Below are 13,962 nucleotides of genomic sequence, written 5' to 3'. Positions count from 1 at the left end.
GGAGACACCATGTCCAGAGCACTCAACATCAACGCGTCAAAGGACGATGTCGTCGCGACCTGCGCGAAGCACAACATACCGATCAGCGCGATCGAGATCCTGCAATCGGGCGGCACGCGTGTCGTGATGAACAATGCGGAAGATACCGCGCGTGTCGCCAAGGCCTATGGGGCAAAGGTGATCACAGGCACCGTGATCCGCCTCCCCACCCGAATGAGCAGGCGGTAGAACCGCATGGCAGCGTATCGGGAACCCGGATTCCAGGAGCGCGCGGCCCTTGCCGCGCGTGCGAAAAACGCGGCGCTGGAAAAATTCCGGACAAAGCCACCCGTGAACGCCGCCGAACAGGCGGCGCGCGTTGCTCGGGCGACCGCACGCGAAACGGCGGCGGCTGAGAAGCGAGAGACCAGACGCCTCGCCAGCGAGGAAGCGGCCGCCGCGAAACGCGCTGACGCCGCCGTGGCTTCCGCCCCCGCGCAAACACCGGCCGCGCCTAGCGACGCGGACCGCAAGGCCGCTCGCGACGCGCGCTATGCGGCACGCAAGGACAGGAAACCGAAATAGGCCGGACACGATCAGACAGACAAGCATCATCGCCGTGAGGAACTGAACAATGGCCAAAAGCCAGAAGAAATCGAACCGTGAGATTCGCAAGCCCAAGGCAACGAAGGACCCGAAGCCCAACGCATCGAACCCGTCGCTCAAGGGCAAGCCGGTCGAGATGACGACGCTGAAAACCTAATTTCCAGGCGGCCCCGCCCGGTTTACGCCGGGCGGCAGCCCCTCCTCTGGACCCGTTGAAAGCGGCTCCGATCCAACACTTAAGTTTTCACTTGACTATCGTCCACCCGAGTCGTTAGTTAAGTCCATGCTTAAGTATCAAGACGTCGATACCCTGCTTCGCGCTTTGGCCGAACCGACCCGCCGGTCGATCATCGAGCGATTGAGCAACGCCCCGGCTGCGGTCGGGGAACTAGCCAAGCCCTATGACATGTCGCTCGCGGCGGTCATGCAGCATCTGCAGGTGCTGGAGGCGGCAGGGATCATCGCAAGCGAAAAGGTCGGGCGTTCCCGTATCTGCCGGCTGGAGCCGGAAGGGATGGACGCGCTCGCCCTGTGGATCGAAGCCCGGCGCCTTCCGTCCGAGCGCAAGCTCGACCGGCTGGCCGCCTTTCTCAACGAAGAAGGAAACAAGTCGTGACCGATGTTGCAACCAAGCCCGCCGTACACAGTACTTTCCGCATCGAGCGGTTCTACAATGCGACTCCCAATCGCGTGTTCGACGCCTTTGCCGATCCCGATTCCAAGCGCCGCTGGCTGATCGAGGGCGAGGGATGGGAAATCTTCGAATACACCCCCGCCTTCGAGATCGGCGGCCATGAGCGCTCGCGCTTCGCCTATCAGGGCGGGCCGGAGATCCTGAACGAGACCATCTACCAGGACATCCTGCCCGGCGAGCGGCTGGTCTATTGCTACCGCATGGCGATGGCAGGCGCGCCGATGTCCGCATCGCTCACCACGATCGAGCTGGTCGAGAAGGACGGCGGCACGCTGCTCGTCCAGACCGAACAGGGCACCTATCTCGACGGCCATGACGACGGCACGATGCGCGAACAGGGTTGCCGCGAACTGCTCGAGGCGCTGGCCAGGGAAGTCGGGGGCTGAGGCGCGAACACCTCACCCCTTCCGACCCTGCATCGAGGGGCGCGGCAAATAGCCGCGCCCCTTCTGCGTTCCGCACGATCATAACAGCCGCACAAGCCGCATATGCTTGCGCTAGGTCCGCATAGCTGTATTATTTTACTAATACAGCTATGCGCCCGGAGGCTGATCATGTTCCGACCAACCGCGATCCTTCTTGCGGCGATCGCCCAATCGGCAAGCGCTTCTCCTACCCAGACAGCCCCGCCGGCGGATATCGCCGGCACCTATATCGACGATATCGGCGGACGGATCGTCGTCGTGCAAACGGACGGCAAGCTCACCCTCCAGTCAGGTCCCTCCACCTTCACGCTCAAGCCGGCGGGAGACGGACGCTATGCCGCTGTCGAGCGCGATCTGGTCATCACCATTTCCGACACTGGCCTGACGGTGGCGGAAGCCGGCAACGTGGTCGCCCGCGCGAAGCGCGGTGAAGCGACGCCCCCGCCCCCGGCCGCTCAGGGCGAGCGACTGCCAACCTGGCTCGACGCGAACATCCCACAGCTGCTCAAGCGCTATCGCGTCCCGGGTGCAGCAATAGGATATGTCTCGAACGGCCGTGTCGCGTGGACGCGGGTCTATGGCGAGCAGCGGCGTGGCGTTCCCGCCGATACGCGGACCTTGTTCAACATCGCGTCGCTCACCAAGCCGATCGCCGCGGAAACGCTGTTGCGGCTGGCATCGGCGAAGCGGCTGGACCTCGATGCACCGATGGCCTCCGCCTATACCGATCCCGACATCGCCGGAGACTCGCGTGCGGGAAGACTGACAGTGCGGATGGCGCTGCTTCACCGAACCGGCCTGCCCAACTGGCGTTCGCAAACCGGCAATATGCTGCAATTCGGCGCGGAGCCCGGCGCGCGCTTTCGCTATGCCGGTGAGGGCTACACCTACGCCGCCCGCTATGCCGAGCGGGCGACCGGTACCGGATTCGAGGAATTGACCCGGCAGCTGGTGCTGGCGCCGATGGGCATGCGCGACACCTATTTCACCGTCGCGCCCGCGTACAAGGCGCGCGCGGCCTATCCGCATGACGGGCAGGGTCGCGAACTATGGCCAGTGCTGCGGCTCGACTTCTCGGCGGCATGCTGCGTCCACACCACCATCGGCGACTATGCGCGGTTCGTGGCGGGGGTGATGGAGGACAGGAGGCTTTCACCCGAGATCGCCGCGCAGCGTTTCGCCACCGCCCCGGACCGCCGACCCGAGTTCTGCGGCGGCGAAGGCGGTCTTCCAATGGCAATCTGCCCACCCCGCATCGCCATGGGACTGGGATGGTTCGTCGAGGATTTCCCGGGCGGCACGGTGATTACCCATACCGGGATCAATGACGGCGAACGCAGCGCGGCCTTCTTCGTGCCCGACAAGAAGTTCGGGGTCGTCATCCTGACCAACGGCGCGAACGGCACGAAGCTGATTCGCGACATCACCTATGCCGCTTATGACGACCCAGACTATCGCAAGCTTGTCGACTATCTGGCCCGTTAGCCACCCAGCAGCGCGATCAGCACCGGATCGCGCGTCGCGCGCGGGTTGCGGCGGATTTCCGCCTCCTCGCGCCCGATCGTGAAGAAGATCGCCCGCCCCGCCTGACGCGAGACGTCGCGGGCGAGTGCCGCAAGGTCGAAGCCCGACGCGGCGGCAAGCGCAGCGGTCAGGATCTCGAATGCGTCGCCGCGCAGCCCGTCGGAGAATTCGGGGAACATCGCCTCGATCACCGCGCCCTCGGTCTCACGCGCCAGCAGGTCGGTCGCCGCAGTCGGCCCGCCGCGCAGCACCGCCAGCGCATCGGCGAAGGTCATGCGATGGATCGCGTCGAGCACCACCGGCGTCGCGCGATCGGCGGCATCTACGGCGAGATCGTTGAGCGCGATCGCGATGCGGGTGCGCACCGCATTGGTGCGCAGGATCGCACCCAGCACCGCGCCGGACCGGTCGCCCGGCCGATCGGGCATGGTCAGCCGGGTCAGCTGATCATCGTAGAAGCCGCCGGGACGGATCAGCCGATCGAACGCGCGCTGGCTCGACAAGGTGAGCAGGCGGCGCACGCCCTCCTCGACCCCGTAGCTGCCCGGGCCGCTCATGCAGCCCGCCAGCGCGGCGACCGGCAGCAGCGCGGCTCCCGCGATCAACCGTCGGCGGTTGGTAACCTCGAACATCGCGCATCTCCCTCTACTCGCGCCAACGCGCGGGGCGAGATGCGGTGCCGCGACTGACCCTGCGCTGAACCGCCCAGAGTAAGGCAGCGTTCAGCGCGTCGGGTAGTTGGGCGCCTCTCGCGTGATCGTCACGTCGTGGACATGGCTTTCGCGCAGGCCCGCGCCGGTGATGCGGACGAAGCGGCCCTTCTTCTGCAGGTCCGGGATCGTCGCCGCGCCGGTATAGCCCATCGCCGCCTTGATACCGCCGACGAGCTGGTGGATCACGTCCTTGGCCGGCCCCTTGAACGCCACCTGCCCCTCAATCCCCTCAGGGACGAGCTTGAGCTGATCCTTGATGTCGCCCTGGAAATAGCGGTCGGCCGAGCCGCGGCCCATTGCGCCGACGCTGCCCATGCCGCGGTACGATTTATAGGCGCGGCCCTGATACAGGAACGTCTCGCCCGGAGCTTCCTCGGTACCCGCGAGCAGCGAGCCGACCATGCAGGTGGAAGCACCCGCAGCCAGCGCCTTGGCGAGATCGCCCGAGGTGCGCAGACCGCCATCGGCGATCACCGGCACACCCGACTTGGCGGCTTCGTTGGCGCTGTCCATCACGGCGGTGAGCTGCGGCACGCCCACGCCCGCGACGACGCGGGTGGTGCAGATCGACCCCGGGCCGATCCCGACCTTCACGCCATCCGCTCCCGCGCCGATCAGCGCCTTGGTCGCTTCGCCCGTCGCGACGTTGCCGGCGATGACTTGGACGCGGTTCGACAGCTTCTTCACCCGCTCGACCGCGCGCGCGACGTCCTTGTTGTGGCCGTGCGCGGTGTCGATCACGATCAGATCGACCTCGGCATCGACCAGCGCCTCGGTCCGCTCGAACCCCTTGTCGCCCACGGTGGTCGCGGCGGCGACGCACAAGCGACCCGCGCCGTCCTTGGTCGCGTCGGGATAGGTGACGGCCTTCTCGATATCCTTGACCGTGATCAGGCCGACACAGCGATAGGCGTCGTCCACCACCAGCAGCTTCTCGATCCGGCGGGAATGGAGCAAGCGGCGCGCCTCTTCCTGCCCAACCCCGGTCGATACCGTGGCGAGATTCTCATGCGTCATCAGCTCGCTGACCGGCTGCTTCGGATTCTCGGCGAAGCGCACGTCGCGGTTGGTGAGGATGCCGACCAGCTTGCCATCCGCCTCGGTCACCGGGATGCCGCTGATCTTGTGCCGCGCCATCAGCGCCTGAGCTTCGGCCAGCGTGCCAGTGGCGCGGATCGTGATCGGGTTGACGACCATGCCGCTCTCGAACCGCTTGACGATCCGCACCGCCTCGACCTGCTCCTCGATCGTGAGGTTGCGGTGAAGCACGCCCATACCGCCCAGCTGCGCCATCACGATCGCCATGTCGGCTTCCGTGACGGTATCCATCGCGGAGGAGAGGATCGGGATATTGAGCGCGATGTTACGCGTCACATGCGTGCGGGTGTCCGCCATGCTCGGCAACACTTCGGATTCGCCCGGATAGAGAAGGACGTCGTCGAAGGTGAGGCCGAGAGGGATATCCATGTGTGCGCCAATGTCCTGAGTCGGAAGTTGGCGGCCCATGTAACCGTGGTTACCGCTATGCGCTAGGGGGGTGTCTGCCGGGAATCGAGGGCCGCCGGCATGTAGCGCGCCAGCCGCGCTTCGAGCAGCCTGACGAGATCAGGATCCATGAACTCATAATCGTCCGGAATATCCAGACAGACGATGCGCTTATCCTTGAGATAACGCTGAAAATGCTTCTGGAGCTTGTTGCGATGCGCACGCTCCATCACGAAGATCGTATGGGCCCATTCAACCAGTTCGGGCGTGAGCGGATTCTCGGCATCATGATTTGTGCCGGCCGAACTGACCTCGATTCCGGCACGGTTCGCGAAGATCTGCTCGGCAGTCGGGCTTCGCAGCCGGTTCTGACTGCAGACGAACAGATAGTGCTTCACGCGCCCCGTGCCAGCAGCAGCTTTGCCTGCTCGACATGCATGTCCTCGATCATCCGGTCCTTGTAGCGTTCCGCGCCGCCGCCCGCCGCCGCGATCAGCGCGCGCGCGTCGTCCAGCTCGGCCGGGGTCGGATCGAACGCAGCGCGGGCGATGTCGATCTGGTTCGGGTGGATCAGGCTCTTGCCGTCGAAGCCCAGCAGCCGGCCTTCCGCAGCCTCGGCGGCAAGGCCATCCGATTCGTCGAGCTTGTTGAACACGCCGTCGAGCGCCCAGATATCGCGCGCGCGCGCCGCCAGCACGATCAACTGCAACGCGGCCTGCATTTGCGCGCGGCCCGCCGCGGGCGGTAGCCTCAGCGATGCGGCGAGATCGTTGGTGCCCGCGATCAGTCCAGCCAATCCCTGCCCGCTTGTGCCGGCGATAGCGCCGACATTCATCACCCCCGCCGCGGTCTCGATCATCGCCAGGACCGGCCGACCCGAATGGAGCGCGGCATGGGCGACCGTCTCGGGCTTCTCGACCTTGGGCACGATCACATGCGTCGCGGCCGATTCCTTGACCGCCGCCAGATCCCTTGCCCAATGCGCGCTGTCCTCGGCATTCACCCGGATGCCGAACAGACGATCCCCGAAACGCTCCACCGTTCTCGCGGCCTCACGTGCCGTGTCCTTGTCCGCGGCCTTCACCGCGTCCTCCAGATCGAGAATGATCATGTCGGCGGGCAGCCCCCGCGCCTTCTCGATCGCGCGCGGGTTCGATGCGGGCAGGAACAGCGCAGTGCGCGGGGCGATGTAATGGACTGTGCTCATGACCGCTCTATGCTAGCATCACGCTGGCTTTGCGAGGCCCGGCAAGATTTCTTGGGGAGTCACGATGGAACTGACCGTAGGCGCCTTCTTCATCGGCATGCTGCTGGTGCTGCTCTACCTCTTCTCGAGCATCAAGATCGTTCGACAAGGCTATGAATATACGATCGAACATTTCGGCCGCTTCACCGCGGTCGCGAAGCCGGGGTTCAACCTCTACCCGGCCTTTTTCTATCGGGTCGGCCGCCGCGTGAACATGATGGAGCAGGTGATCGATATTCCGGGACAGGAGATCATCACCAAGGACAACGCCATGATCTCGACAGACGGCGTCGTGTTCTTCCAGGTACTCGACGCGGCCAAGGCAGCCTATGAGGTGTCGGACCTGTATGTCGCGCTCCTCCAGCTAACCACCACCAATCTGCGCACCGTGATGGGATCGATGGACCTCGACGAGACGCTGTCGAAGCGCGACGAGATCAACGCGCGGCTGCTGTCAGTGGTCGACCATGCGACCACGCCGTGGGGCGTCAAGATCACCCGCGTCGAGATCAAGGACATCCGCCCGCCCGCCGACATCGTCAACGCGATGGGCCGCCAGATGAAGGCCGAGCGTGAGAAGCGCGCCAACATCCTCGAGGCCGAAGGCTCGCGCGCGTCGGAGATCCTGCGCGCCGAGGGCCAGAAGCAGGCGCGTATCCTCGAGGCGGAGGGCCGCAAGGAATCGGCATTCCGCGACTCCGAAGCGCGCGAACGCGCTGCCGAAGCGGAAGCCAAGGCGACGGAGCTGGTCAGCCAGGCGGTCGAGGCCGGGTCGGGCCAGGCGCTCAACTACTTCATCGCACAGAAGTACGTCGAAGCGGTCGGCAAGTTCGCGACCTCGCCCAATGCCAAGACGATCCTGTTCCCGGTCGAGGCGACCCAGCTGATCGGTACGCTGGGCGGCATCGGCGAACTGGCCAAGGAAGCGCTGGGCAATCAGGCTTCGCCGCCCGCCCCTACCCCCCCGCCGGCGCGCGTCCGCCAGTCGCCGTTCGTTCAGAAGGACGGCGAATGAACTGGAGCGAACAGGGCGGCTTCATCTGGCTGATCCTCGCCGCGGTGCTGGCGATCGCGGAACTGATGCTGCCCGGCGTCTATCTGACCTTCGTCGCGATGGGCGCCGGGATCACCGGCATTCTCGCCCTGTTGTTCCCCGAGCTGGGACCGGTGGGTCAGCTGGTCAGCTTCGCTGCCTGGTCGACCGTCTTCGTGCTGGTGGGTAAGCGCTGGTACGGCGCCAACCCGGTGCCGAGCAGCGACCCCGACCTCAACAACCGCGCGGCGCGGATGATCGGCCAGACGGTGACGGTGGTCGAGGCGATCGATGGCGGCACCGGCCGTGTTCGCGTGGGTGACGGGGAATGGCCCGCCGAGGGTCCGGACCTTGCGGCTGGCGCCAAGGCGCGGATCGCGGGTGTGCGTGGTGGCGTGGTGGTGGTCGAGGCGGTGAAGGCGATCGAGCCGCCCGCCGCCTGACCAATGGCCGTCGTCGTGACGCACAAGACATGCTATGATCAGCGACAGGTGAAGAGTCGCGTCCTCATTTGATGGAGGCACAGCATGTCACCGATCGACGAAACGAAACTCCACGCGTTCATTGGCAAGATGCTGGGCGATCTGGGCGGGGCGATGTCCGTGCCGACGGTACGCATCGGCCTGCGGCTGGGGTTATTCGAGGCGCTGACGCAGGGCCCTGCCACCGCTGCCGAACTCGCCGGGCGCACGGGCGGACTACACGAACGCTATGTCCGTGAATGGGCGCTGGCACAGGCGGCGAACGGCTATATCGGTTTCGATCCGGCAACCGATCGCTTCGACATCTCACCCGAGCAGGCGATGATCTTTGTGAACCCGGACAGCCCGGTCTATCTTGCCGGCGCATTCGAGCTGATCGCCGCAATGATCGAGGCCGAGCCCAAGGTCGAGGCATGTTTCCGCCACGGCACCGGCGTGCGCTGGGGCGATCATGCCGGCTGCCTGTTCTGTGCCACCGGCGCCTTCTTCCGGCCCGGCTATGTCAACAACATCGTCCAGGCGTGGATTCCTGCGTTGCGCGGCGTCGAGGCCAAATTGCGCAGCGGCGCGAAAGTCGCGGACGTAGGATGCGGCGTGGGCTTCTCCACCCTGCTGATGGCGGAGGCCTATCCGGAAAGCGCGTTCACCGGCTACGACTTCCACGCACCGTCGATCGAGGAAGCGCGCCGCCATGCGCAGGCGCACGGTCTGAGCGACCGGGTGCGTTTCGAGGTCGCCACCGCGAAGGAAGTGCCGGGCGGCGACTTCGATCTCGTCACCATGTATGATTGCCTGCACGACATGGGTGACCCGCGCGGGTGCGCCGCGCATATGCGCAGCATCCTGACGCCGGGCGGCACCTGGATGATCGTCGAGCCGATCGCCGGGGACAGCCCGGAACAGAACTTCAACCCGGTCGGGCGTCTCTACTACAATGCGTCGACGATGATCTGCGTCCCGACCTCGCTCGATCAGGAGGTCGGCGAAGGACTGGGCGCGCAGGCGGGAGAAGCCAGGCTCGCACAGATCGTTCGCGAAGCCGGGTTCGATCAGGTCCGGCGCGCCACCGAAGGGCCGTTCAACATGGTGCTCGAAGCCGTCTGAGCGATCGGCGTGACCGACGCGCTTGCCGGCTTCTGCCAGCCACGGCATAGCATGCATCAAGATGAAGCTCGCTGACCGAACCATCTGAAGCGTTCCCGCGCTGACGCGTGCGGAACTCTGAAGCCGGACGCCCCGCGCCCGGCTCGCATTCTCATATCTCTTCGGCGCCCTGCGCACGACGCGCGCCGATTTCAGCGAGTCTCCTATGACCAATTATTTCGAAAACCCGTTCAAGGGCATTCCCCTCGACCGTCAGGTCACGCACCCCAATATCCTGGTCGGGCGCTACAGCTATTATTCGGGCTATTATCACGGCCACGGCTTCGACGATTGCGCCCGTTTCCTGCTGCCCGATCCCGATGCCGACAAGCTGATCGTCGGCAGCTTTTGCTCGATCGGCTCCGGCGCCGCCTTCATCATGGCAGGCAATCAGGGGCATCGACACGAATGGGTCAGCACCTTTCCGTTCCATTTCTATCCCGATGCGCCCGACTTCGCGGAGGCGGCCAACGGCTATCTGCCCGCGGGCGACACGGTCATCGGGCACGATGTGTGGATCGGGTCCGAAGCGATCGTCATGTCCGGCGTCCGCATCGGCCACGGCGCGGTGATCGGCACGCGCGCCCTGGTGACACGCGATGTCGAACCCTATGCGATCGTCGGCGGCAATCCCGCGCGGGTGCTGCGCAAGCGGTTCGATGAGCGGCGGATCGCCCTGCTGCTCGACATGGCGTGGTGGGACTGGCCCGACGACAGGCTGCGCGAGGCCATCCCGCTGCTGACCAGCGGAGACATCGAAGCGTTGCACAAGTTCTGGCTGAGCTATCGCCAAGGTTGACGTTGATCGAAGGGGACCTTTCGCGGCCAACGAGAGGTCCCTAAGGTAACCGCCGAAACTTCCTCCCGTTTCCCGGAGATCCCATGCGCACCACCCGTCGCCAGTTCCTCGCCACGACCGCCACCCTCGCAACGATGCCCGCCCTTCCTGCCTTCGCGCGCGGTCAGACGGCAGCACCGGGCGATGCGGCGGCTGAAGGCCTGCTGTCCGCCGCGGCCGAGCAGTTACTGGAGAACGGGCCGGAGGGCGCGACATCGCTCGGCATCGACAAGGGCGAGCGCGCGCATCTCCGCTCGAAGCTTGAGGATCGCAGCCTCGCGGGCAAGGCGCGGGTGGCCGAGGGGCTGCGCAAGCGTGTCGCGGAATTGAAGGCGCTCGACCCCAAGTCGCTCAGCCCGGTGATGCGCACCAATGTCGATTCCGTCCGCACTTCGTTCGAGATCGGGCTGGACGGGATGGCCTTCCCCTATGGCGACGTCGCGGTCGGCGGCTGGCGCAATTCGCCCTATGTCGTGGTGCAGAATGTCGGCGGCTATCTCGACATTCCGCGTTTCCTCGACACCGAGCACAAGGTGGAGAATGCGGCGGACGCGGCGAGCTGGCTGGCGCGCTTCGATCAATATGCCGGGCTGCTCGATGGCGAGACCGAGCGGCTCAAGGTCGCCTATGACAAGGGCGTCGTCGCGCCCGACTTCCTGCTCGACAAATGCCTCCGCCAGATCGCGCTGACCCGTGGAACCGATGCCGGAAAATGGGAGCTGGTGACGAGCTTTGCCACCAAGCGCGCCGTCACCGGCGATCAGGCCGCGGCTGCGGCGAAAATCGCGGCGGGCAAAATCGCCCCGGCTCTCGACCGTCAAATCGAGGAACTGAAGCGCCATCGCGCCAAGGCGACGTCGGACGCGGGCGTGTGGAAGTTCCCCGACGGCGAGGCCTATTACGCCTGGGCGCTGCGCGCCGGCACCACCACGACGATGACGCCCGACGAAGTCCATCGGACCGGTCAGGAGGAGCTCAAGATGCTCCAGGCCGAGATGGACGTAATCCTGAAGAAGCAGGGCTATTCCAAGGGCACGGTCGGCGCGCGGATGACCGCACTCGGCAAGGACCCGCGCTTCCTTTTCCCCGACAATGATGCAGGGCGCGCGGAAATCCTCAAGTTCATGACCGACCGGATCATGGACATGCGCAGCCGCATGCCGCGCGCCTTCCACACGCTCGTCCCGGGCAATGTCGAGGTGAAGCGCCTGCCGCTCGCCGAAGAGCCGGGCGCGCCCGGCGCCTATGGCGGCGCCGGGTCGATCGACGGCACGGTGCCGGGCAAAGTGTGGCTGAACCTGCGTACCACAGCGCTGCACTCACGCTTCAGCCTGCCAACCCTCGCCTATCACGAAGGCATTCCCGGCCATGTCTGGCAGGGTGAGTACACCTTCAAGCTGCCGCTGGTCCGCTCGCTGCTGTCGTTCAACGCCTATACCGAGGGCTGGGCGCTGTATGCGGAACAGCTCGGCGCCGAGCTGGGCGCCTATGACGCGGACCCGATCGGCCGGCTCGGCTATCTCCAGAGCCTCGCCTTCCGCGCCTGCCGCCTGGTGGTCGACACCGGCCTTCACGCCAAGCGCTGGACTCGGAGCCAGGCGATCGAGTGGTTCGCCACCGCCAACGGATCGTCGGTCGAGGAAGTCTCAGGCGAGGTCGATCGTTATTGCTCATGGCCCGGCCAGGCGTGCGGCTACAAGCTCGGCCATACCGAGATCAACACGCTGCGCACCAAGGCGAAAACGGCGCTCGGCCCGCGCTACGACTTCAAGGCGTTCAACGACGCAGTCGTGCTGGGTGGCAGCGTGCCGTTGACGGTGCTGGAAAGCGTCATCGACCGGCATATCGCGAGCCGACGGGCATGATCCTGCGGCGCTGGCGTGGTGTGATCCGCACCGCCGAGCGCGAAGCCTATCGCGCCTATATCGCGGGAACCGGGGGGAGCGACTATACCTCCACACCGGGCAATCTCGGCTGGCAGATGCTGTTCCGCGATCTGGGCGATGGCACCAGCGAAGTCGTGACAATGAGCTGGTGGCGGTCGCTGGACGATATCCGCGCCTTTGCTGGCGCGGATATCGCGGTGGCGCGCTACTATCCCGAGGACGACCGCTTCCTGCTCGAACGTCCGTACGGGGTCGAACATAGCGACGTGGCCGACGGGAGCCTGTTCGGCGGCTAGGCCGCCTTGGCGAGGTGCAGCGCGGTGGCGCCAAGCCACAGCCAGCCGAGCATCCCGCCCCAGTAGAAGGCGATCCCCGGCGGGACCAGATTTGCCATGCCGATCGCGATTATCGCGGGAAGCGCCAACCCGACGATGAGCGACCCGACGCCGGGCACCAGCTGCTCCGTCAGCAGGAAATGCGTGCCGAGCGCAAAGCAGGCGAGCATCAATCCAACATAAGCCACCATGAACGCGACGCTGTGCAGGATCGCGGCGCGGCTGGTCATGTCCGGCTGATGATCCAGCGGCGTGCCGGCCGGAAAACCGATCCCCGCCGGCGCGTCATAGATGCCTGCCAGCACCAGCCCCACGCCATAGGCCCCGATCAGCAGCAGCGTGGCGTACCCCGCCCAGCCGCGTCCCAGCGCCATGAACATCCCCGCCGCGCAGGCGAAGGTGAGAAGGCCGGAGACGACGAACACCGTCTTCATCTTCCAGCCGCCCTCGCCCAGGCTCAGCATGCTGATCGCGTGCCGCCCGATGTCGAAGGCCGGTCGGCGAAAGATCTCGATCGTCGGAACGATGAAAAACAACAGCCCCGCTGCCACGCCCGCGAACAGGAGCCACCGCCCCAGATCGGTATCCGCCATGTCTTGCCTCCCCTTCCCGCGCCTTAGTTGAGCGATGCCTTGATGTGCGCGACCATCTGGTCGACCACGGTGCCCCAGCCGTCATGGAAGCCCATCTGCTCATGCGTCTGGCGCGCCTCCTCATTGCCGTGGATCGCCATCGCCGTGTAGCGCGTGCCGCCGGTACCGTTCGGCTCGAGATAGAGACCGGCGGTGAAGAAGGGCTTGGGCGACGGGCGGAAGCCCGGCAGCAACGTGTCGGTAAAGATCAGCCGCTGCAGCGGGACGATGTCGAGATAGCAGCCGATATTAGGGAATTCCTGTCCATCGGGGGAACGCATCAGCGAACGGAACACGCCGCCCGGACGCAGATCGACCTCACATTCGGTGATGACCCAAGGCTTGGGCACGAACCACTGCTTGATGCTCTCCGGGTCGGTCCAGGCTTCCCAGACGAGTTCGACGGGCACGTCGATATCGCGTTCCAGCACCAGGTCGAGTTTGGGATCGGGCTTCACGAGCGGGGAAGTCATTCGGGTCTCTCCTTCTTCTTTGCGAGCAGATAGGCGTCGAGCCGGTCGAGCCGGCCCTCCCACATGGTGCGCTGGCGGCGCAGCCAGTCGTCAACGACCAGCAATTGTTCGGGCACCAGTTCATAGGTTCGCACCCGCCCGGCCTTCCGCGAGCGCACCAGCCCCGCCCCCTCGAGCATCTTCAGATGCTCGACGAACGAGGGGAGCGCCATGCGATAGGGCGCGGCGAGATCGCTGACCGATGCCGGCCCGGCATTGAGCCGTTCAAGGACATCCCGCCGCTTGGGATCGGCGAGCGCGCGAAACACGCCGTCGATCATCGCCGGTGGCGGTGCGCCTGCATTAGCCTGCCCCATTGCCGGGAACATCAACCTACTCCGTCAACCATGTGAGGCGAGGCAGATAGCGCGGGACAATAGTTAGGGCAACACCTTAGTATCTGAACCAGAAAAAAGGGGCGTGCCGTCA

Annotated in this window: 19 protein-coding genes; 12 read left to right on the top strand and 7 right to left on the bottom strand. The window is 65.5% G+C overall.

Annotation, left to right across the window (positions count from 1 at the left end):
* Positions 1–9: 9 nt before the first annotated feature.
* The 6 genes from AC07M1_RS13190 to AC07M1_RS13165 all read left to right on the top strand — a co-directional run bounded on the left by AC07M1_RS13190 (position 10) and on the right by AC07M1_RS13165 (position 3,189).
* A complete protein-coding gene (locus AC07M1_RS13190) occupies positions 10–228 on the top strand; it encodes a hypothetical protein (protein WP_495163077.1) in 219 nt (72 codons plus the stop codon).
* A gap of 6 nt (positions 229–234) precedes the next feature.
* The gene (locus AC07M1_RS13185) at positions 235–564 is read left to right on the top strand and encodes a DUF6481 family protein (protein WP_495163076.1); all 330 of its coding nucleotides are present in this window, start codon (positions 235–237) and stop codon (positions 562–564) included.
* 49 nt (positions 565–613) lie between these two features.
* A complete protein-coding gene (locus AC07M1_RS13180) occupies positions 614–742 on the top strand; it encodes a hypothetical protein (protein WP_495163075.1) in 129 nt (42 codons plus the stop codon).
* 126 nt (positions 743–868) lie between these two features.
* Complete coding sequence (locus tag AC07M1_RS13175) at positions 869–1,201, top strand: ArsR/SmtB family transcription factor (RefSeq protein WP_495163074.1); 333 nt, start codon at positions 869–871, stop codon at positions 1,199–1,201.
* A complete protein-coding gene (locus AC07M1_RS13170) occupies positions 1,198–1,665 on the top strand; it encodes an SRPBCC family protein (protein WP_495163073.1) in 468 nt (155 codons plus the stop codon). Before AC07M1_RS13175 ends, AC07M1_RS13170 begins: the two co-directional genes overlap by 4 nt.
* Before the next feature lie 168 nt (positions 1,666–1,833).
* The gene (locus AC07M1_RS13165; protein WP_495163072.1) at positions 1,834–3,189 is read left to right on the top strand and encodes a serine hydrolase domain-containing protein; all 1,356 of its coding nucleotides are present in this window, start codon (positions 1,834–1,836) and stop codon (positions 3,187–3,189) included.
* On the opposite strand, the gene AC07M1_RS13160 is transcribed toward AC07M1_RS13165, so the two are convergent.
* The 4 genes from AC07M1_RS13160 to AC07M1_RS13145 form a co-directional block, all read right to left on the bottom strand.
* On the bottom strand, positions 3,186–3,860 hold the full coding sequence (locus AC07M1_RS13160; RefSeq protein WP_495163071.1) for a DUF4197 domain-containing protein: 675 nt from the start codon (positions 3,858–3,860) through the stop codon (positions 3,186–3,188). The genes AC07M1_RS13165 and AC07M1_RS13160 overlap by 4 nt on opposite strands.
* Positions 3,861–3,950: 90 nt before the next feature.
* Positions 3,951–5,408, bottom strand: coding sequence for an IMP dehydrogenase (guaB, locus tag AC07M1_RS13155; protein WP_495163070.1), 1,458 nt, complete (start codon positions 5,406–5,408; stop codon positions 3,951–3,953).
* 62 nt (positions 5,409–5,470) lie between these two features.
* Entirely contained in the window at positions 5,471–5,824 is a 354-nt protein-coding gene (locus AC07M1_RS13150; protein WP_495163069.1) for a low molecular weight protein tyrosine phosphatase family protein, read from the bottom strand.
* On the bottom strand, positions 5,821–6,633 hold the full coding sequence (locus AC07M1_RS13145; RefSeq protein WP_495163068.1) for an HpcH/HpaI aldolase/citrate lyase family protein: 813 nt from the start codon (positions 6,631–6,633) through the stop codon (positions 5,821–5,823). Before AC07M1_RS13145 ends, AC07M1_RS13150 begins: the two co-directional genes overlap by 4 nt.
* A 64-nt stretch (positions 6,634–6,697) precedes the next feature.
* Here AC07M1_RS13145 and AC07M1_RS13140 point away from each other — a divergent pair, with 64 nt between their 5' ends.
* From AC07M1_RS13140 to AC07M1_RS13115, 6 genes are all read left to right on the top strand, one after another.
* Positions 6,698–7,687: an SPFH domain-containing protein gene (locus tag AC07M1_RS13140; protein ID WP_495163067.1), complete on the top strand. Its 990-nt coding sequence runs from the start codon at positions 6,698–6,700 to the stop codon at positions 7,685–7,687.
* A complete protein-coding gene (locus AC07M1_RS13135) occupies positions 7,684–8,148 on the top strand; it encodes an NfeD family protein (protein ID WP_495163066.1) in 465 nt (154 codons plus the stop codon). Before AC07M1_RS13140 ends, AC07M1_RS13135 begins: the two co-directional genes overlap by 4 nt.
* 84 nt (positions 8,149–8,232) lie before the next feature.
* Complete coding sequence (locus AC07M1_RS13130) at positions 8,233–9,291, top strand: class I SAM-dependent methyltransferase (RefSeq protein WP_495163065.1); 1,059 nt, start codon at positions 8,233–8,235, stop codon at positions 9,289–9,291.
* Positions 9,292–9,496: 205 nt separating this feature from the next.
* On the top strand, positions 9,497–10,129 hold the full coding sequence (catB, locus tag AC07M1_RS13125) for a type B chloramphenicol O-acetyltransferase (RefSeq protein ID WP_495163064.1): 633 nt from the start codon (positions 9,497–9,499) through the stop codon (positions 10,127–10,129).
* A gap of 83 nt (positions 10,130–10,212) precedes the next feature.
* Positions 10,213–12,033 (top strand): DUF885 domain-containing protein, encoded by a 1,821-nt coding sequence (locus AC07M1_RS13120; RefSeq protein ID WP_495163063.1) that lies wholly within the window; start codon positions 10,213–10,215, stop codon positions 12,031–12,033.
* Positions 12,030–12,350 carry a hypothetical protein gene (locus AC07M1_RS13115; protein ID WP_495163062.1) on the top strand — a complete coding sequence of 107 codons (321 nt, stop codon included), beginning with the start codon at positions 12,030–12,032 and terminating at the stop codon, positions 12,348–12,350. The genes AC07M1_RS13120 and AC07M1_RS13115 overlap by 4 nt, the downstream gene beginning before the upstream one ends.
* On the opposite strand, the gene AC07M1_RS13110 is transcribed toward AC07M1_RS13115, so the two are convergent.
* Genes AC07M1_RS13110 through AC07M1_RS13100 form a run of 3 tightly spaced genes read right to left on the bottom strand, consistent with a single transcriptional unit; the run spans position 12,347 to position 13,862 of the window.
* Positions 12,347–12,982, bottom strand: coding sequence for a DUF998 domain-containing protein (locus AC07M1_RS13110; RefSeq protein WP_495163061.1), 636 nt, complete (start codon positions 12,980–12,982; stop codon positions 12,347–12,349). The genes AC07M1_RS13115 and AC07M1_RS13110 overlap by 4 nt on opposite strands.
* Before the next feature lie 23 nt (positions 12,983–13,005).
* Complete coding sequence (locus AC07M1_RS13105) at positions 13,006–13,494, bottom strand: SRPBCC family protein (protein WP_495163060.1); 489 nt, start codon at positions 13,492–13,494, stop codon at positions 13,006–13,008.
* Positions 13,491–13,862, bottom strand: coding sequence for an ArsR/SmtB family transcription factor (locus AC07M1_RS13100; RefSeq protein ID WP_495163059.1), 372 nt, complete (start codon positions 13,860–13,862; stop codon positions 13,491–13,493). The genes AC07M1_RS13105 and AC07M1_RS13100 overlap by 4 nt, the downstream gene beginning before the upstream one ends.
* Positions 13,863–13,962: the final 100 nt, after the last annotated feature.

Source organism: Sphingomonas sp. GW821-FHT10C01, from assembly GCF_059415525.1.
Note: the sequence above shows the minus strand (reverse complement) of the source record. Positions and strands in the feature narration are given on the sequence as shown.